Raw genomic sequence first — 20,355 nt, 5'->3', positions numbered from 1 at the left:
TCTCCCTGACGCAATGCAATTGTGTACAGCTTAGCCTATCCTCAATGAGTTTAATATGAATGTCCGAAGCCTGTTGATATTTTTCTTAAAAACCCGCTGTCTAAATAAAAAAAACGCCGCTTCAAAAAGCGGCGTCATTTTAAAAAACGAAATAGCGCAGCTTAGAATGCTGGCTTGTCTTCTGCTTCGTTGTAGCGTTTAACGCTATCTGTGATTTCTTTTTTCGCGGCAGCGGCGTCAGCCCAACCTTCGATTTTTACCCATTTGTTTGGCTCTAAATCTTTGTAATGCGCGAAAAAGTGTTCAATTTGCTTCAGCAACGGCTCTGAGACTTGTGTGTATTCAGTGATCCCACGATATAAGGTAGATAGCTTGTCTTTAGGTACTGCCAACACCTTAGCATCTTCACCAGACTCGTCAGTCATGTTTAGTACGCCAACCGGGCGACAGGTGATTACCGAACCCGCCAACAGAGGGAAAGGCGTGATCACCAATACGTCTACCGGATCACCGTCGTCAGATAAGGTGTGCGGCACATAACCGTAGTTAGTGGGGTAATGCATTGGTGTTGCCATAAAACGGTCAACGAAAATTGCACCAGACTCTTTGTCTACTTCGTATTTAACCGGATCTGAATGGGCCGGGATTTCGATAATAACATTGACTTCGTCCGGCAGATTCTTGCCAGCAGGTACGGCGTTTAAGCTCATGAAAGTTTCCTGAAGTTGATAGATTAAAAGTTATCGGGGAATTATAGGGGCAAACCAGCCTGATTCAATGTTTGACTTAGAACCACGCAATATTTTTTAGAGCATTACAAACAAAAATGGTGCCAGTTGGCACCATTTTTAGTTTCCTTTCATCTGTTACAGAGCTTTATCAGCCCTGTTGACCCGAACTCACTAAACGTTCTTTCACTTTGATAAAGGGCATTTTGATAAACCCAAACAGTTTGCCAAACAGCCATTTAATGTCTTCCAACATCATGTACATGCTGGGCACCAACAATAGTGTCACCAGTGTGGCGTATAGCACTGCAAAGCCCAACGCGATAGCCATGGGTATAACAAACTTTGCCTGCAGGCTGGTTTCGAACATCAAAGGCAGAACCCCCACGAAAGTCGTAATGGATGTCAGGGTAATGGCACGGAATCGTGCACAGCCCGCTTCAATCACTGCTTCGCGGATTGAATAACCTTCCCGACGATGGGAGTTCACATAGTCTGTCATTACCAGACTATCGTTGATCACTACCCCGGCAGCGGCGATCAAGCCAAAGGTGGACATCATGCTGATATCGAGGCCAAAAAAGAAGTGCCCCCATATTGCCCCCGTTAAACTGAACGGGATAACCGACATAATAATAAAAGGTTGCGCATAACTCTTCAGAGGCACCGCTAACAGGATGTATACCATCAACAAGCCGGCGATAAAGAACATCATTTGCTCATTTTGCTGATCCTGGGTTTCCTTAATGGAACCGCCCAATTCAGTTTTTACCGAGGGATACATCTCTCTTAATGCCGGAAGCAGTTTTTCTGTGATGGTTTTGGTGACTTCGCCCGGTTCAACTAGCTGTTCGTCAATCGCGCCAAACACATAGACACTGCGATAACCACCTTCACGACGAATATAACTGATACCAGGCTCTTCTTTTAAGCGCACCACATCACCAAGCATCACGTCTTCGCCCGAAGGTGTAGTGATAACCGTGTACTTAAGCTCTGCGAATCGCTCACGAGTCAGTCGGGGGTAACGCACCATGACTTTGACTTCTTCACCATCACGGATCACCCGCTGTGCTTCACCACCGTAGAAACTGTTGCCCACCTGACGAGCAATATTGGCCAGATTCAAGCCCAGATCATTCGCCACGGGCAGTAATTCCATCTGGATTTCTTTACTGGCGGGGTCAATGGTGGAGCTGACATCAAATAACCCGTCTTCATCCTGCAACATGGCGATGAACTGTCGACCCGCCGCATTTAGGGTTTTGATATCACTGCCAAACAGCAGATAGCCAAACTCGTCGGATTCACCGCCTGTGACGTTGTCCTGAATATGGAATGATTTCATACCCGGGATGTCAGGAATCGCATGACGCCAACGTCGGGACAATTCAAACGCATCAAATGGACGCAATTCCTCTTCCACCAGGGGCACGACAATCCGCCCGGTAGTGCGGCTGTTGTTAAAGGCCAGCAGATCTTTAATCATCTTTTGACCAAACTCCTGCTCGATTTGTTCGTCGACACGATACAAGGCGGCTTCAACCACTTTCAGTGCCTGAATGGTTGCTTTGTCCGACACAGTTTCGTTCATTTCAATACTGATGGCCGGAAAATCATGAGGCACTGCGGGTCTTGGTACCATACGCACATGATTCGCCTGTATTAACCCCATGGCTAACATTAACAAAGCAATAAAGGCCATAAACACTGTCCAGCGCCATTCGGTACAGAGGGTAACAAAACGCTTGTAAGGTCCGTTTACAAAGGCGAAGAAGCGCTTATTAAAACGGGCGCGCCAGGACCCTGGACGAGAGGGCTTAAACTTGGTGTGGGCAATATGCGCCGGCAAAATCAGTTTGGATTCAATCAGGCTGAAGATTAAGCACAGAGTAACCACACTGGCAATTGTTTTGAAAAATACCCCATCAGGACCGCTGGAGAACAAAAATGGCGCGAATACCGCAATGGTGGTCAGGACACCAAATGTCGCGGGTGTTGCCACGCGTTGAGCACCACGCACCACGTTGTCTATACCACCGCCTTTATTCTCTATTTCCGTGTAGGCGGCTTCCCCGATGACTATGGCATCATCTACCACAATCCCCAACACCATGATAAAGGCAAACAAAGATAAGATATTGATACTGACACCCATCACCGGCATCAGCAATACTGCACCGAGAAAACACACAGGTAATCCCACCATCACCCATTTCGCCAGGCCGAATCGCAGGAATATGGTGAGCATGATAGCCACCAGCACAGAACCCTGTGCCAGGTTTTTCAGCATCATATCCAGTCGGGCGTTTAAGTAGTAGGTCATATCCACCAGAATTTTCAGCTCAAGCCCCGGAGGCAGCGTAGTATTCCGCTCGGCGATGTAGTCTTTTACTGACTTGGCGACCGGGATCATATTTTGGTCTTTAGTAGCATTTACCGACAGATAAATGGCATTTTCGCCGGAATAGCTGAAATAATTCTCGCCTTCGGTAAAGCCATCATTAATCGTGGCCACGTCCTGCAGCAATACTCTGGCGCCATTGCTACCCAGCTTTACCGGAATTTGGCGGAATTCTTCACCCGAATAAAATTGATTCTCCACCCGCACTGAAACAATACCACTTTCAGTTCGCAGCTGACCGGCAGAAATATTGGCTGAATAATTGCGAATGGCATTGCTGACATCATTGATGGTTAAATCGTATTTGCGCAACTGGTCCGGATCTATTTCGATGGCAATCTCGTCTTCCGGGTCCCCCAGGTTCACCAACGACACGTTGCTTAATTGCAACAGTTCGTCTTCGATTTGCTTGGCCAGCGGCTTTAATGACTCCAGGGGCACATCACCCACCAGCGACAACTCAATCACCTGTTGCTGAAATTCTCGTTGTGAGACATTCACCGGCTCCATATCAGCGGGAAAGGTAGCAATAGAATCAACTTTGTTTTTGACCTTATCCAGAACATCGGTCAGCTCAACATCGGTTTTAATTTCCAATGCCACACTGCCGGAACCCCGGTTGGCGCGGGATATGGTCTTCTTGATTTCGGTGATCTCTTTGATGGACTCTTCAATCTTGATCAGGATACTTTCTTCGATTTCCTGTGGAGACGCTCCCGGATAAACGGCAGTTACATCGATATAGTTAATTTCGATATTCGGAAACATCTGCCGCTGAATGGTAAAATAGCTCACTATCCCCATCAATAAGATGAAGAACATCAGCAGGTTTGCCGCCACCGAATTATTGGCAAACCAGGCAATAATGCCGGTAGGTTTTTCTGTTTCGCTAGTCATTTTCTGCTCCGGCATTACAGGGTTGCAGTGGAATCGTTCGCGGCACTAATCAGCTTCACTTCCATGCCTTTTTGCGGGTACTCTGGCAATGTTGTAACCAGTCGATCATTGTTGTTTAAGCCTTCACTCACCAGATAAAACTCGCCTTCTTCCCGCAATACGGCCACCGTACGAGGTTCCAGCTTTTGCTCGTTATCCACTACCCATACCGTTTGGTTGGTGACCAGTTCCTGAGGCAGGCGATAAACGTTTTCCAGGGTTTTACCGACAAAATTCACTTCCGCAAAACTACCGAACTTTAGCTTAGGTAAGTTGGTTGTCAGACCATAGGGATCGGCAATCCGCACTACCACCTGGCCCATACGGGTAGCGGTATCCACTACGCCCAAATCGCGAGAGATAACACCGTCACGTTGCACGGTTTTAATGCCTTTGCTCACCACATTGGCTTTTAATCCGGCCACTTCTTCAGGCAAAAATGCGGTATCGAATCCGGCAATGGGTAAGGTGATTTCGGCAAATTCGATATTGTATAACTGAGCTACCTGAGCGCCTTGCGCCACAAACTGACCGACACCCAGACTACGCGACACCACCAGCGCATCATAAGGCGCGGTGACTTCACAATTAGCTAAATCACGCTGGGCAATTTTCAATTGCGCTTCGGCGGATTTCACATTGGCTTCTGCAGTTAAAAGTTGTGGTTTGCGCAGATACAAATCGGTGACTCTGGCGGCAGGAATGGCTTTGGCTTCTTCCTTCGCAGCATCGGCTCTGGCTTTTTCTTCAATCAGTGCCGCTTTGGCCTGCGATAAGGTGGCTTGCGCGCTGTAAAGAGCCGCCTCATAAGTGTCTTTTTCAATACTAAACATGACTTCGCCACGTTTGATCAGGCCACCCGGTACAAAGTTGGCGTGCCAGCTGATGACTTCGCCTGACACCTGCGCCGACAAATTGGTGGATTCCAGCGGTTCCACTTCACCATAAGCCGTGATCACCACCTGATAATCTTCGGCGGATATAGCTTCAACACTGACTTTAGGCCGGGTATCTATGGCGTCTTCCTCTTCCGCCTTCTGTGCCGTTGCCTTAATCGCCGTCATGCCGGCAATCCCAAAAATTAACACTCCAAAGGGTAAAAGCCCTTTTAACCACTTTTTATTCATAACCAAATAACCCTGTTTAATCTATGGTTATAATACCAATAAGATACGTCAGGCGTCCTTCAAGATTTGTAAATAACTATGAGGATCCTGACACATTCTTTACTAATCACAGCGCCTGGCATTACGCCTCACTCAACACTGCATTGTTGTACTTTATTCTGACAGTATTCTTGCCAATGTGCATGTGACAAAAGTCATTTGTTGCACTTATCCCGCAATCCACAGCAACGAAAACCACTAAGATCAGTTTTGCGCCGTAAAAACTGGCAGCGAGTCCCCTATGTTCTACCATTAATCTGAAAGTGGTGAAATTTTCAGCCACAAATCTTTACATTTAATTAACATTCTCACACACTGGGATTTCTTGTAGGAAATTTAAACAATAAGCGGGACGCATTGAGAACAAAATACTCATGCGCTTGGTATGGCAACCCGAATTCAGGATGAGCAGTATCGGGCGTCAAATAACAACAAGAAGGAAAGCACATGGCAGAATTAACATATCTACCACCAATTATGGGCGCGGTCGGTCTGCTCTTCGCGCTGGTCATTTATATTCTTATCAAAAAACATCCGGTCACCAATGAGGCCATCGCCAAAATAGCTGATGCTATTCACTTAGGTGCCATGGTGTTTATGCATCGCGAATACAAAATGCTGTTCATCTTTGCCCTTGTGGTCATGATAGCGGTATATTTTTCCCTCGGCACCAACACCACGTTAGCTTTTGCAGTAGGTGCCGGGTGTTCTGCTTTGGCGGGTTACATTGGTATGTTTACCGCTACTAAAGCCAATGTCCGTACTACCCAGGCTGCGCATGACAGTGGTCCGGCACAGGCGTTATCCATCGCCTTTATGGGTGGTTCTATTATGGGACTCTGTGTTGCATCCATGGGCTTATTGGGCCTTGGCTTTTTATACCTGTATTTTGGCGGTGATCCCGAGTCCGCTCACGCTATACATGGCTTTGGTATGGGTGCTTCTATCGTTGCCCTGTTCTCCCGTGTCGGTGGCGGTATCTTCACCAAAAGTGCCGATGTGGGTGCTGATTTAGTAGGTAAGGTAGAAGCCGGTATTCCCGAAGATGATCCCCGAAACCCCGGTGTTATCGCTGACAACGTGGGTGACAACGTAGGCGATGTGGCCGGCATGGGTTCCGATATCTTTGAATCCTATTGCGGCTCTATGATTGCCACTATTGCCATCGCTTCCACCATGACAGCGGGCCTGCTAGGTAGTCGCGAATCCTTAATGTTTTTGCCGTTGGCGCTGGCATCCACCGGTTTAATCTGCTCCATTTTGGGCATTTTATTGGTTAAAGCCATGTCTGCCAGTAAACCTGATGTGGCCCTAAGAGCGGGCACCATGTCAGCCGCCCTGATATTTATCGCCGCCGCCTGGTTTGTGATTTCAGAGGCCGGTATCAGCAGCAATGTTTGGTGGTCTGTAATTACTGGCGCCGTTGGCGGCATTATTATCGGCCTGGTAACCGAGTATTACACCGCATCATCACCGGTACGCAAAATCGCTAAATCCGGAGAAACCGGCTCGGCTACAGTCATGATCACCGGCTTATCTGTAGGTATGCAATCTGTGGTGATTCCGGTACTGACCATCTGCGTCATCATTTATATCTCTACCACCTTGTCAGGTTTATACGGCGTAGGCATCGCGGCTGTGGGTATGTTAGCCACAGTCGGGATAACAATGGCCATTGATGCCTATGGGCCAGTAGCAGATAACGCCGGCGGCATTGCTGAAATGGGTGGTCTGGGAGAAGAAACCCGTAAAATCACCGATTCTCTGGACGAACTGGGTAACACCACTGCCGCCATTGGTAAGGGCTTTGCCATTGGCGCCGCAGCATTAGCCGCACTGGCCATTATCGCAGCCTTTGTAGAAACCCTGTCTCTTAAAGGCGAGTTTGTATTGCATTTAGGGGAACCAATGGTTCTTGTTGGTCTGTTTATCGGGGGAATTTTACCCTTCCTGATCGCCTCCATTACCATGACAGCAGTAGGTGATGCGGCTTTTGACATGATCCAGGAAATTCGCCGCCAGTTTAAAGAAATTCCCGGCCTGATGGAGGGTAAAGCCGAACCAGATACGGGTCGCTGTGTGGATATCGCCACCAAAGCTGCGCTACAAAAAATGATATTACCCGGTGTAATCGCTGTGGCAGTGCCACCACTTGTCGGTTTTGGGCTAGGCGCTCACGCCCTGGGCGGCATGTTAGGTGGCGCATTGTTGGGCTGTGTGTTACTGGCGCTGATGATGGCAAATGCGGGTGGTGCCTGGGATAATGCCAAAAAATACGTTGAAAAAGGTAACTATGGCGGCAAAGGTTCCGAAGTGCACGCAGCCACTGTGGTGGGTGATACCGTCGGTGATCCCTTTAAGGATACCTCCGGACCGTCCATGAACATACTGATCAACGTGATGGCCATTGTCAGTCTGGTAATCGCCCCGCTGTTGTAACAGTCAACGTCATTTCACATTCAAAAAACTGTACTTCGGTACAGTTTTTTTGTTTGCGTTTTGCTTTCAGGCTGGCTTGCTCTTGCGCTGGTCAGTGCAATGTCGTGGCTTTTCGGTATCCAGGACAGCGCCTTACTGATGGCAATTTGCGTGGCGGCGCACCTGGGATTCTGTGTGCTGAGCGATTTATATGCACCTCGCAAAAAAGCGGATAACATGAATCGAAAATGGGCGGGTAAACTCGCCCATTATCAGGTGCAACCAATCAATCGTTCTGTTCAATTCCCCGGCAATACCCGTACACTAACCACATGTTCTACCGCCTGTATGGCCGAAACGACGGCGTCACTGGGCGTATCTTCCACATCGATGATGTTATAGGCCAGCTCACCCCGGCTTTTGTTTACCATGTCGGCAACATTGACTTCATGGTCTGCCAGCACGCTTAATACATGGCCTAAAACCCCGGAAACATTGCTGTTCGCAAAGGTAATGCGTACCGTGCCTGGGTCCCGCTCCATCGCTATTGCCGGGAAATTAACCGAGTTTTTGATATTGCCGTTTTCCAGAAAATCAATCAGTTGATTGGCGGCCATAACGGCACAATTTTCTTCAGCTTCTTTGGTGCTGGCACCGATGTGCGGCATCGCCAGGACGTCATTGCGTCCCAGTAAACAAGGCTCGGGAAAGTCACAAATGTATTGCGATAAGCCCCGTTCACTATCCAGGCTGGCAACAATGGCATGCGCATCCACAATGGCGTCACGGGCAAAGTTGAGCAATACCGCACCGGGTTTAACGTATGACAGGGTATCAGCGTTGAGCATATGATGTGTGGCCGGAATGGCCGGTACGTGCAAACTGATGTAGTCAGACTTACTCAGCAGACTTTGCATGTTTTCCATGCGCTGCACCTGATTGGGTAAACGCCAGGCCGCTTCCACGGAAAGCGCGGGGTCGAATCCCAATACTTCCATACCCAGTGCCAGTGCGGTTTCCGCCACCATAGAGCCGATGGCACCTAAGCCAATAACCCCCAGTTTTTTACCGTAAAGTTCGTTTCCGGCGAAATTCTTTTTTTCCTGCTCCAGCAAGGCACTCATTTCCCCGGCATCATGAATGTGGGTCAGAGTTTGTACGTAGTTCATACCACCAGAAATCCCTCTGGAGCCCAACAGTAATGCACACATAACCAGCTCTTTTACGGCGTTGGCATTGGCTCCTGGCGTATTGAAGACAACAATACCCTGCTCGTTACATTGCTGTACCGGCACATTGTTTACTCCGGCCCCCGCGCGGGCGATAGCCTTAAGCGTGCCGGGCAGCGCTTCGTCATGCAATTTATGGGAGCGCAATAACATAGCATCAGGATGCGCAATATCACTGCCCACTTCGTATTTTTCTCTGGAAAACCGCTCCAGTCCATTGACCGAAATACGATTATACGTTCGGATTTTAAACATGGCATTGCCTCCTGATATCGATTATTGTACTTATGCGGTGACCTGCTCGTAAGCCCAGTCCAGCCAGGGCATCAACGCAACCAGATCGCTGCTTTCTACGGTGGCGCCGCACCAGATACGCAGACCAGCTGGCGCGTCGCGATAGGCACCAATATCAAAGGCGACCGCTTCCTGCTCCAACAATTTCACCATATTCTTTACCTGCTCTTCAGTCACAGATAATGTCAGACAAACACTGGTAGAACTCAACGTGGCCGGATCGTTGGCCAGGAAGGAAATCCACTCGCGGGCTTCCACAAAGTGTTTAACCACTTCAAGATTGGCATTACATCGGGCAATGGTTTGCGAAACCCCACCGATACGCTCTACCCAGTTCAGTGCATCCAGATAATCAGCCACACACAACATAGACGGGGTATTGATGGTGGCCCCTTTAAACACGCCTTCAATCAACTTGCCGGCTTTGGTTAAACGGAATATTTTTGGCAATGGCCAGGGTGGCGTATAAGATTCCAGCCGCTCTACCGCTCTGGGGCTCAGAATTAACATGCCATGCGCGCCTTCACCGCCCAGTACTTTCTGCCATGAGTAGGTCACCACATCCAGCTTTTGCCAGGGCATATCCATAGCAAAAACAGCGGAAGTGGCATCGCATATGGTTAATCCTTCACGATCGTCGGCGATCCAGTCGCCATCCGGTACGCGCACACCAGACGTGGTACCATTCCAGGTAAACACTACATCGCGGCTGAAGTCCACCTGGGTTAAATCGGGTAAATCACCGTAGTCGGCTTCGAAACGACGTACATCTTGCAACTTCAGTTGTTTGGTGACATCGGTAATCCAACCAGAACCAAATGATTCCCAGGCCAGAATATCCAGACCTCTGGCTCCTAACAAAGACCATAGCGCCATCTCTACCGCGCCGGTATCCGAAGCAGGTACCACGCCGACCCGGTAGCCCTCAGGCAAACCTAACAATTGCGCGGTTTGGGAACACGCTTTGCCCAGTGCGTTTTTGCCTATGTCGGCCCGGTGGGATCGGCCCAGGGTGCTGATATCCAATTGATTTACGTCATAACCAGGACGTTTTGAACAGGGACCAGAAGAAAAATTGGGGTTTTGCGGCTTTACGCTGGGTTTCATGAGTGTCCTCTTTAGACGAGCAAGATAATAGAGAAAATAGACACTGATGATATTGGAGTTAAATTCGCTATGACAAGTAAAAAGTTATGCCAATTGGCGATATTGCAGAAGCAGATGAAAGGAGGCACTGCTGCCTCCTGCACAATGTTGCTGTTGCGGGCTGAATTAGTCCTGTTTGTGATAGTCCAGGCAAGCTTCAACCTCGTTGGCTGAGCCCATAATCACCGGCACTCTCTCATGGATATCAGTCGGCATGATTTCCATGATGCGTTGCTCTCCGGTAGAGGCCATTCCGCCAGCCTGCTCCATCAGAAACGCCATCGGATTCGCTTCATACATCAGACGCAATTTGCCGGGCTTTGTGGGGTCACGGTGATCAAAGGGGTAAGCAAACAGGCCACCACGACACAATAAACGGTGAATATCCCCTACCATCGCGGCCACCCAACGCATATTGTAGTTTTTACCCCGTGGACCTGTATCTCCAGCCAGAAGATCAGCAATATAGGATTGCATTGCTGGTTCCCAATGACGCTGGTTAGACATATTAATAGCAAATTCAGAAGTGTCCTGCGGCACCTGCACGTTACCTTTGGTGAGCAGAAAGCCGCCGTGAGTTTTATCCAGCGTATAGATATGGGTGCCGCGTCCGGTTGTCAGGGTCAGCATTGTTGACGGACCATACAACACGTAACCCGCGGCTACCATCTGTGTGCCAGGTTGCAAAAACGCAGAAGGATCGTCAGCTTCCATCCACTGCGGTGCATGGAAAATTGAAAAGATAGTACCAATCAGGCTGTTAATGTCGGTATTAGAAGAACCATCCAGTGGATCAAAGCTCACCAGATATTTACCTTCCGGATGACAGGCAACCACCTCGTCTTCTTCTTCTGAAGAAATGGCTTTTACGTATCCTGATTCACTCAGAATGTCTTTCAGGATTTGATTGGAGATTACATCCAGCTTCTTTTGCCTTTCACCCTGAACGTTGTCACTCAATGTGGAGCCTAAAACGCCGGCTAAAGCGCCCTGGCTGACACGGAAAGAGATTTCCTTGCAACCGGCGAGTAACGTACGAAGTAACAGGATAAGTTCAAGGGGTGCGCCGTCTTCCTGGAGCTGCGAATTTAATCGTTTCATCTATTGGGATACCTATGCGTAGTGTGTCAGTGTGAAATGCTGCCGTTTTATATTGTTTTTATTATATGGCGCTCAATGATAAAACAATTTGCTCAATAACACATCCCGCAACGGCAATTGATGTCATCATTTGCAAAGATTTGCGTTTTACCCACAGCTGAGGCTCTGATAGTCTTTGCCGGTCTTTAGTCAATTTAGTCAGCAAAAAACTTCATGCACATTCACATTCTTGGTATTTGCGGCACCTTTATGGGAGGCATTGCCGCGCTTGCCAGCGCATTAGGCCACAAGGTAACCGGCTCGGATAAAAACGTTTATCCACCGATGAGTACGCAACTGGAAAAGCTCGGTATCGGGCTGACTACAGGCTATGATCCGGAGCAGTTAGACCCCTTGCCAGATATAGTGATTATCGGAAACGCCATGTCCCGTGGCAATCCTGCTGTGGAGGCGGTGTTAGCGCGAAAAATTCCCTACACCAGTGGGCCACAATGGCTGCTGGAAAACCTGTTAAAAGACAAGTGGGTGCTGGCGGTAGCCGGAACCCACGGTAAAACCAGCACCGCCAGTATGTTGGCCTGGGTGCTGGAATATGCCGGAATGCAACCGGGCTTTTTGATTGGCGGAGTACCTGAGAACTTTGCCATTTCCGCCCGGGCGGGAGATTCCGCGTTTTTCGTCATTGAAGCCGATGAATACGACACCGCGTTTTTTGATAAGCGCAGTAAATTTGTGCATTACCGCCCGAACACCCTTATTTTTAACAATCTGGAATTTGACCACGCTGATATCTTCGAGGATCTGGCGGCCATTCAAAAACAGTTTCATCATTTGATCCGCATGATCCCAGGCAATGGTCTGATCCTGAAACCCAGTCAGGTACCGGCAATCGAAACCACACTGGACATGGGATGCTGGACCGAACAACAAACCATAGGAGACGACTGGCAGGCGAATTTACTGTCAGCGGATGGCAGTAAATTTGAAGTGTTGTTCCGACAGGAGAAAGTCGCCACCGTGAATTGGTCTTTGATTGGCAATCACAATGTGCACAACGCCCTGATGACCATCGCCGCCGCCCGAAACGTAGGAGTGACGCCAGAAACCTCTGCAGAAGCATTGGCCAGCTTTAAAAATGTGAAACGCCGCATGGAATTAAAAGGCGAAGCCAGTGGCATTAAAGTTTACGATGATTTTGCACACCACCCCACAGCCATAGAAACCACGCTTGCCGGTTTGCGCGCGAACGTCGGCAAAGAACGAATTTTAGCGATTTTAGAGCCTCGCTCTAACACCATGAAAATGGGTATTCACAAAAGCGAATTAATCCAGTCTTTGCAGGGTGCCGATGAAATTTATCTGTTACAACCGGAGAATATCAGTTGGCAACTGACGGAATTTGCCGTTGAAAGCCACAAGCCAATCCACATTTTTGATGATCTGGCAGCGATGATCAGCCATATTAGTGAGAGCGCTGATGTTGGCGACCACCTGTTAGTGATGAGTAATGGCGGCTTTGGTGGTATTCACGACAAGCTATTAGCTAATTTGCAACATAAATAGGGTTACTATGGCGTTCCACAAACAAATCACACTGGCCATCACCGGTGCATCCGGTGCCCCCTACAGCCTGAAGCTGTTGCAATGCCTGGTTGAAGCAAATTTTCAGATTCACCTGTTAGTTTCGGGTGCCGCAAAAGTGGTGTTTGCCACTGAAGAAAAACTGACCCTGCCCGGCTCCCCGGATAAGCAAAGTGCTTTTTTTATTGAGTATTGCCAGGCCAAACCGGAACAGATCCGCTGTTATGGCAAAGAGGAATGGTTTTCTCCGGTAGCATCAGGTTCAGCGGCTCCGAAAACCATGATTATCTGCCCTTGCTCCACCAGCACCTTGTCCTCTGTAGCGACCGGTGCCAGTAACACTCTGATTGAACGCGCAGCAGATGTAGTTATCAAAGAAAAAGGACAACTTATACTGCTGGTCAGAGAAATGCCATTGTCCAGCATCCACCTGCAGAACATGCTGACTCTGAGTAACCTTGGCGTCACTATTATGCCCGCCGCGCCGGGCTTTTATCACGAACCCCGGAGCATAGATGATCTGGTGGATTTCGTGGTTGCCCGGATATTGGACCATGTAGCCATCGACAATTCGCTGATGCAGCGCTGGGGTTACAAACCACAAGCTTAACACTACTTTTGATTAGAACTCAGAGAACACTATGAAGAAATTAGCCCTTACTTTACTCGTCGCAGGTTGCGCCTTTATCCATTCGCAGGCAAATGCCTTTGGTGCCAACGGTCATCGCATAACCGGCGCCATAGCAGAGCATTATTTGACCCCCGAAGCGAAACAGCAGCTGAGCAACATAATGGGTGTTGAAACCCTGGCTCAGGCGTCAACCTGGCCAGATGATATGCGCTCTGATCCGGACGAATACTGGAAGAAAACAACGCCCCCCTGGCACTACGTGACCGTGCCAGACGGCAAAAGTTATGAAGAAGTGGGCGCACCAGAGGAAGGAGATGCTTATACCGCATTGTTAGCCTTCAAAAAAGATCTGCAAAACCCCAAAGCCAGCAAGGCCGAAAAACAGCGGGCCGTGCGTTTTATCGTGCATCTGATTGGTGACTTGCACCAGCCACTGCATGTGGGCAATGGCACAGACAAAGGCGGCAATGATCACAAGGTGGAATTTTACTGGGAATCCAGTAATTTGCACCGCGTCTGGGATTCCGGCCTGATCAATAAAGAAGAATTGTCTTACAGCGAGTTTGCCCAATGGTTACAGACGGCCATTACTGATGAAGAGTTACAAAACTGGCAGCACACAGATCCATTGGTGTGGATGGCAGAAAGCCAAAAAATCCGCATGGAAATATATCCTGAAGCCGATGCTAAATTATCCTGGGATTACAAATACGAGCATATGCCAACGATAAAAACACGCCTGAAACAGGCCGGTGTCAGAATGGCATTGTATTTCAACGAAATTTTTGCCAAATAGGACAAGCAAAAAACAGCGCATCTGCGGCAGGTTTAACTGCCGCTTTTGCATCTATGTGACGTTATTGTGCTGAATACAGCGCAATGCGATTACCTTCGCAGTCCAGCACAATAGCCCGTCGTCCAAACGGACCAATGTCATGCACTGCCTTTTCAATTTGGCCACCGAGTTCCTCAACAAGCGCGACAGCACTATCCAGTCTTCCTGCAACATTGAAGTATAACAATGCCCCATCCCGTGATGGCTGGTGCTCTGTACTCAGACAAAGACAGCCCGACACGTCATTCTCTGTATGAGAAAAAACCGCTACACCGGGAAACTCTTCCGTTATGTCGGTTTCCAGAAGAGTGGAATAGAAGGCCATTGCACGTTGCAGATCCAGTACCGGAAGATCAAACCAGGATATCGTACTCATTATTATTCACAACAGTAAACAGAACTAACGCTGATAATGCCCGAGAAAACCTCAGCGCTCAATTATCACCCACGACAAATACCCTTTACCCTACAGATGTGAAAAGCTATCCACCTGAAATAACAGCGATTTTGGCGATAAAGTGACCGGAGAGACGCAGCCTGACATTATCCCGTTTAGGCAGGTTGAGATATTCGCTCTTTTTCTTGTGCGATATTTCTTACATGCATGTCAGAAATATTGGTCAGTTTCCTGCCGCCGCATCTGACCAAAAACACCTATACCACTGTTTTATAAGTACTTTTCATTTTAAAATGTGGATTTATGTCACCAAATTGTCATGAAAGAAGCTATTGCGTTAAAAACAAAATCCAATTAATCCCTTATATTTATCCCCGTCACAAGGAAACATTGGGACAGGATTTAAAGCGTCAAGGGAGACCGCAGGGATGGATTCGCGGTTGTAAGGAGAAAGGAAAGGGAACGCAAACGGAGTTGTGTCGTATAGGATATTCAGGACCCGCAATTAATTTTGCGCCCCGACATGAAGTCAGGATAAAAGGACAAAGGGCAGTTTGGAACGGCTTTAGGAGAGGTCGCTGCAAGGAGCGCTGAGAGGGATATTCAAAATGTTGAAAAGCGTCAAAGTCATCTTTGACGCTTTTTTCATTTTTGCCCGTCGCTGTCACGACCTCAGGCCTCATTCGCCGTCAGATCCTTTAGCCGCGAGGCAAAGGTTTTTCTGAATTTAGCCAGTTTAGGGCTCACTACCATCTGACAATACTGATTCTGAGGGTTATCACCGGCATAGCCCTGATGATACTTTTCTGCCTCAAAATAATTCGCCACTTCGGTCACTTCGGTCACAATTTTTTCCGGCCACATTTTGTCTTCAGTCATTTGTGCAATTATGTTCAGCGCCTGTTGCCGCTGTTCATTGTCATGGAAAAAAATGCCTGAGCGGTACTGTGTGCCAATATCGTTGCCCTGGCGATTTAACTGGGTGGGATCATGCAGCGTAAAGAACACCTGAAGAATCTCTTCGAAACTGATGATATCCTCATCGTAAACCAGACGTACAACTTCAGCATGTCCGGTTTTGCCGGAACAAACCTGTTCGTAAGTCGGCATTTTCACATCGCCGTTGGAATAGCCAGATTTAGCCGAAATAATGCCTTGAAGTTGGTTGTAAGCACCTTCGATGCACCAAAAACAACCGCCAGCTAATGTTGCTTCTTTAAGTAATTTCACAGGTTAATCCGTTTGTTGATTTTAGCAGTATATAGTTACCTAAGTGCTTAACTTCAAGGATCTCGCGTACTTTCGCAATTAGCATTTAGTCGAATACCCTATATTTTTTTTATTTCTGATTGGGAGGCAGCGACATGACAGGGGAGTACCTGGTCGTATTTTATGATGGTCAATGTCCGTTATGTCTCAAAGAGATGCAGCATCTGAAAAGGCGTGACAAGCAGCAACGCATCAGGCTGGTAGATATCAATCAACCGGTTTTTGAACAGGAGTTCTCAGAAATCCCGCAACGTGCGGCAATGCAAAAGCTACACGCTTACTGGACCCGGCAGCAACAGACCACGCTGATCACCGGCTTGGATGTCACTTATCAGGCCTGGCGTTTGGTGGGTAAGGGCTGGATGATTTGGCCACTGCGCTGGCCCGGCGTGCGAATAGTGGCTGACAGGCTGTATCTCCTGTTTGCCAGGCATCGTTTTAGTCTGTCTAAGCTGTTGACCGGAAAAAGTCGTTGTCAGAATTGCTCACTGGAGTAAAAGTGTGATGCCGGATTCACAGAACAACAAACAGGTTTTAGTGATTGGCGGTTCTGGCGGTATCGGTCACGCCTGTGTGCAATACCTGGAACAACAGACAACTATTGCCACAGTCACCGTTATCTCGCGCAACTCGATTAACTCTACCTGTAGTAAAACCACAGGTATCCAGGTGCAGCAGCAGAACGAAGACAGTATCCGGCAAGTTTGCCAACAGTTCCCTGACAAAAACTTTGATTTGGTGATATGCACCCTTGGCCTGTTGCATGACTTTGAAACGGGATTATCACCCGAAAAAAAGCTGGAAGACATAAACGAGCAGGCAATGGTGCGCTATTTCCAGGTCAACTGCATTTTACCCGGATTATGGCTGAGCGAGCTGGTCAATAAGATGAATCCAAAGGACAGCCAGATGGTCTTTTTGAGTGCCAGAGTGGCCAGCATTGCCGACAATCGCCTGGGCGGATGGTATGGCTATCGTTCCTCTAAAGCAGCCCTCAACATGCTGCTAAAAACCGCTCAGGTGGAATATCAACGACGGGCCCCCGGATGTCAGCTGATTGCCTATCACCCGGGCACAGTAAATACTGCCCTGTCGAAACCGTTTCAACGCAATGTCAAACCGGATAAGCTCTTTTCACCAGAATTCACCGTGCAGTGTCTGTTTAAGGTGCTGGCAAACCTGCCTGACAAACCACCGCCTTTTTACCTTGACTGGCAAAATCAGGGAATTAGCTGGTGATGAGTCAACTCCCTGCGCAAACAGACTGTAAAGATTTTTTGCGCAATGATTAAATAAATTTGTCACATAAAAGAAGGACTTTTTGGTTGTGGACTGCTAGCATAGCCGCGTTAACATGCGGTTTACATACGATTCCCGCGTTTAAGCAAACAACAAGTAATAAAATTAGCCTTTACCCTTTGCGCAAGTGGGCAAACACCTGGTTTTTCATGGCAAAGCATCTCAGGCTCAAATACAACAATTAAAATAAAGTCTAAGGATTCATCAATTATGAATGCACCCCGCGAAGAGTTCGGCTCTCGAATTGGATTTATTTTGGCCGCGGCTGGTTCAGCCGTAGGTATCGGCAATATGGTGGGCTTTCCTGTAGCCGCCACCAAAAACGGCGGCGCAGCATTTCTGCTCATTTATGCCCTGTTTGTGTTCTTTATCTGTTTACCGGTTATGTTGGCGGAAATGGCCACAGGTCGACATACCCGCAAAGACCCGTTAGGCGCATACAAAAGCATTGCGCCCAATGAAACTCACTGGAAAGTAGCGGGCTGGTTATCCATCATCACACCGTTCATGATTGCCGTTTTCTACATGGTGATCACTGTCTGGATATTCGGTTATCTGTATTTCTCTGTCACCGGCGATCTGGAGCAACTGGCCGCCCCGGACTTTTACAGTAACTTTGTCAATGAAGGCCGAATTTTTCTGTTTATGGCGGTCGTAGCCGCTATTGTATTCTTAATTCTGCTGGGCGGCGTAAAGCAAGGTATTGAAAAAGCGGCCAAAATCCTGATGCCCACACTGTTTGTGATGCTGATTGGCATGGTGATTTTTGTCCTGACGCTGGACAATGCGTTCGCCGGTGTTGAATATTACCTGGTACCGGATTTTAGTAAGATCAACGCATCGGTGGTCAGTGCTGCACTGTCCCAGGCATTTTTCTCACTGTCGCTGGGTATGGGTATTCTGATCACTTACGGCTCTTACCTGGGCAAACGCGACGGTATTCCCGGCTCTGCGAAAATGGTGGCCCTGATGGATACCGGGGTGGCGTTTATCGCAGGTCTGATGATTTTGCCTGCCGTATTTTCTTTCAATCCGAATACTAACACCGCAGAGCTAAGCGACTCATCACTGAGTATGATTTTTGGCTTCTTACCGCAAATATTCCTTGAGTTGCAAAACACCATCGGTTACCTGGGCGCCAGCGTGGTAGCGTCGATATTCTTCCTGCTGGTATTTTTTGCAGCGATTACCTCACTGGTGTCTATTCTGGAAGTGCCTAATGCAGCCATTATGGATGAGCGCAACTTATCCCGTAAAACGTCGTTATCACTGCTGGCAGCAGCCATGGTGGCGTTTGCCGTGATTTCTGCGACATCCTTTGGCATGTTGGATTTCACCACCCACTTCGTCACCTATGCGGGCGCTGAAAAATCTTTCTTTGATGTGATTTACGACGTTTTTTACGACACCATCCTGCCACTCAACGGATTCCTGATCTGTATTTTTGTGGTGTATCGCTGGAAAGCCTCAAACCTGAATAAAACCCTGGAGGAAGGCGAGCCCGAGTTTAAGAACAGTTTGTTCCAAAAGTATGTGGACTTCTCCATCGGTACCTTTATTCCCTTCATCCTGCTGATGATATTTATCAATACCGTGGCCTTAAAGTACTTTGGTGCCGGACTGGTAGGCTAATACCACAACATTTCCCGGGCCGGTTTTTACCGGCCTTTTTATGGCACTTCTTCCTCTGCAATTTTCGGCAACATATCAAATGGACTTGGAAATTTCAGTGTCAGTTGCAGTTCTGCTATCGTCGCTTCTGCGTCCACTTTCTTGCCTACAGCCGGTTGCTCGCTGTCATCCAGAAACAATGGCGGAATTAACTCCAGCGCCTTAGCTGCATAGGTATAATAGGCGCGGCGAGAAGGATTATCCGTCGCACTTAAATGGAACACTTTCCCCCACTTTTGCAGACTGATAATTTTTTCAATGGCTTCAATGGCATCATCCCTGTGTACCAGGTTAACCATTTTATGGGCTGCAGTAATGTCTTTTTTACCTTCCAGGTAATAGACCGGATGCCGGTCTTCGCCAATTAATCCGGCAAGGCGCAGTATCGTCACCTGTTGCGGAAATAACTCCCGCAGGCAATTCTCGATGTGAACATGAGCGTGGGCGGAATCACTGATGGGTGCAGGTTCGGTTTGCTCGGTAAACACCTGGTTTGCTTCGCCGTATACCGATGTGGTGCTGACAAACAGTAGTTTTTTGTCCGTACTTTCCAGGCATTGGCGACACAAGTCCACCATCTTGCTTTGAAACTCCTCCCGTTTAAATCCGCGTCGTCCAGCGCCAATATTGATAACATACAGCTCACAATCCAGCAGTGTTTGCGGCAAAGGGCGCTCACCCAGTTGAAATTGGACACAGGATATCCCTTCAGCATTGAGTCGGGCGACATCTTCTTCGCTTTGCTTGGTCGTCACAACCGGCTGGTCTTTTTCAAGGAATGTCTTACACAACCTGTAGCCTAACCAACCAGCACCTATTACTGCAATTTTCATATTTTTTGAACCAATAGTTATTTTTTTGATCTGGCTCACTGCCATCAACTGGATTTTAGGGCATAATTAGCCAAGGTGAAAAATAATTAAGGGCTTTAAGTTATGGGTGAATGGGTCACTGCACTGGTATTTGGACTATTTTTAGTAGCATTTACATTGGGTACGAGCAGTCTAATCATGGCATTTTTGCCAGCCAAACAGGAAGAAGTAGTGCGTTCTCAGGTGGAATACGGCTTTTTCGGCGTTGCCGGTTTGGTACTGAGCCTGGTCTTTGTTTACGCCTTAATGTAAAGCAAATGGTTCGCACAGAAAAACCGGGTAATGGCCACATTAGCCCGGTTTAATTAGATGGTCCGCCTCACCTCTAAGCTAGTCTTAGAGTTAGGCAATCAAAGAGGCGAACCATCATGTCTACTA

General features: G+C 48.1%; 16 protein-coding genes. 7 read left to right on the top strand and 9 right to left on the bottom strand.

Features of this window, described 5'->3' with window-relative positions:
• Positions 1 to 161 precede the first annotated feature (161 nt).
• From ppa to AC0J20_RS13435, 3 genes are all read right to left on the bottom strand, one after another.
• Positions 162 to 710, bottom strand: coding sequence for an inorganic diphosphatase (gene ppa / locus AC0J20_RS13445; RefSeq protein WP_229530937.1), 549 nt, complete (start codon positions 708 to 710; stop codon positions 162 to 164).
• A 169-nt stretch (positions 711 to 879) separates the two neighbouring features.
• Positions 880 to 4,029, bottom strand: coding sequence for an efflux RND transporter permease subunit (locus AC0J20_RS13440; protein ID WP_473022044.1), 3,150 nt, complete (start codon positions 4,027 to 4,029; stop codon positions 880 to 882).
• Between the two features lie 14 nt (positions 4,030 to 4,043).
• Positions 4,044 to 5,195: an efflux RND transporter periplasmic adaptor subunit gene (locus AC0J20_RS13435; protein ID WP_229530935.1), complete on the bottom strand. Its 1,152-nt coding sequence runs from the start codon at positions 5,193 to 5,195 to the stop codon at positions 4,044 to 4,046.
• A gap of 486 nt (positions 5,196 to 5,681) precedes the next feature.
• Between AC0J20_RS13435 and AC0J20_RS13430 the strand changes: the two genes are divergently transcribed.
• Positions 5,682 to 7,673: a sodium-translocating pyrophosphatase gene (locus AC0J20_RS13430; protein WP_229530934.1), complete on the top strand. Its 1,992-nt coding sequence runs from the start codon at positions 5,682 to 5,684 to the stop codon at positions 7,671 to 7,673.
• A gap of 278 nt (positions 7,674 to 7,951) precedes the next feature.
• On the opposite strand, the gene AC0J20_RS13425 is transcribed toward AC0J20_RS13430, so the two are convergent.
• The 3 genes from AC0J20_RS13425 to AC0J20_RS13415 form a co-directional block, all read right to left on the bottom strand.
• The gene (locus tag AC0J20_RS13425; protein ID WP_473022043.1) at positions 7,952 to 9,136 is read right to left on the bottom strand and encodes a phosphoglycerate dehydrogenase; all 1,185 of its coding nucleotides are present in this window, start codon (positions 9,134 to 9,136) and stop codon (positions 7,952 to 7,954) included.
• Between the two features lie 30 nt (positions 9,137 to 9,166).
• Positions 9,167 to 10,282 (bottom strand): phosphoserine transaminase, encoded by a 1,116-nt coding sequence (locus tag AC0J20_RS13420; RefSeq protein WP_473022042.1) that lies wholly within the window; start codon positions 10,280 to 10,282, stop codon positions 9,167 to 9,169.
• A gap of 165 nt (positions 10,283 to 10,447) precedes the next feature.
• Positions 10,448 to 11,422, bottom strand: a complete 975-nt coding sequence (locus AC0J20_RS13415) for a class 1 fructose-bisphosphatase (protein WP_229530931.1) — start codon at positions 11,420 to 11,422, stop codon at positions 10,448 to 10,450.
• Between the two features lie 213 nt (positions 11,423 to 11,635).
• Here AC0J20_RS13415 and mpl point away from each other — a divergent pair, with 213 nt between their 5' ends.
• The 3 genes from mpl to AC0J20_RS13400 are packed head-to-tail and all read left to right on the top strand — an operon-like array spanning position 11,636 to position 14,430.
• Positions 11,636 to 12,985, top strand: a complete 1,350-nt coding sequence (gene mpl, locus AC0J20_RS13410) for a UDP-N-acetylmuramate:L-alanyl-gamma-D-glutamyl-meso-diaminopimelate ligase (RefSeq protein WP_473022041.1) — start codon at positions 11,636 to 11,638, stop codon at positions 12,983 to 12,985.
• Between the two features lie 7 nt (positions 12,986 to 12,992).
• Positions 12,993 to 13,613 carry a flavin prenyltransferase UbiX gene (locus AC0J20_RS13405; RefSeq protein ID WP_229530929.1) on the top strand — a complete coding sequence of 207 codons (621 nt, stop codon included), beginning with the start codon at positions 12,993 to 12,995 and terminating at the stop codon, positions 13,611 to 13,613.
• Between the two features lie 31 nt (positions 13,614 to 13,644).
• The gene (locus AC0J20_RS13400; protein WP_473022040.1) at positions 13,645 to 14,430 is read left to right on the top strand and encodes a S1/P1 nuclease; all 786 of its coding nucleotides are present in this window, start codon (positions 13,645 to 13,647) and stop codon (positions 14,428 to 14,430) included.
• Positions 14,431 to 14,491: 61 nt separating this feature from the next.
• Here AC0J20_RS13400 and AC0J20_RS13395 read toward each other — a convergent pair whose 3' ends face one another.
• A complete protein-coding gene (locus AC0J20_RS13395; protein ID WP_473022039.1) occupies positions 14,492 to 14,845 on the bottom strand; it encodes a VOC family protein in 354 nt (117 codons plus the stop codon).
• A 693-nt stretch (positions 14,846 to 15,538) separates the two neighbouring features.
• A complete protein-coding gene (msrA, locus tag AC0J20_RS13390; RefSeq protein ID WP_229530926.1) occupies positions 15,539 to 16,096 on the bottom strand; it encodes a peptide-methionine (S)-S-oxide reductase MsrA in 558 nt (185 codons plus the stop codon).
• A gap of 134 nt (positions 16,097 to 16,230) precedes the next feature.
• Here msrA and AC0J20_RS13385 point away from each other — a divergent pair, with 134 nt between their 5' ends.
• The 3 genes from AC0J20_RS13385 (at position 16,231) to AC0J20_RS13375 (ending at position 19,066) form a co-directional block, all read left to right on the top strand.
• Entirely contained in the window at positions 16,231 to 16,632 is a 402-nt protein-coding gene (locus AC0J20_RS13385; protein WP_473022038.1) for a thiol-disulfide oxidoreductase DCC family protein, read from the top strand.
• Positions 16,633 to 16,639: 7 nt separating this feature from the next.
• Complete coding sequence (locus tag AC0J20_RS13380; protein ID WP_473022037.1) at positions 16,640 to 17,374, top strand: SDR family NAD(P)-dependent oxidoreductase; 735 nt, start codon at positions 16,640 to 16,642, stop codon at positions 17,372 to 17,374.
• A 270-nt stretch (positions 17,375 to 17,644) separates the two neighbouring features.
• Entirely contained in the window at positions 17,645 to 19,066 is a 1,422-nt protein-coding gene (locus tag AC0J20_RS13375; RefSeq protein ID WP_229530923.1) for a sodium-dependent transporter, read from the top strand.
• Between the two features lie 38 nt (positions 19,067 to 19,104).
• Here the strand turns inward: AC0J20_RS13375 and AC0J20_RS13370 are convergent, their stop codons facing one another.
• Positions 19,105 to 19,938 (bottom strand): NAD-dependent epimerase/dehydratase family protein, encoded by an 834-nt coding sequence (locus AC0J20_RS13370; RefSeq protein ID WP_473022036.1) that lies wholly within the window; start codon positions 19,936 to 19,938, stop codon positions 19,105 to 19,107.
• Positions 19,939 to 20,355: the final 417 nt, after the last annotated feature.

This window comes from Planctobacterium sp. R6 (genome assembly GCF_055755215.1).
This window is presented reverse-complemented; position numbering and strand designations above follow the sequence as displayed.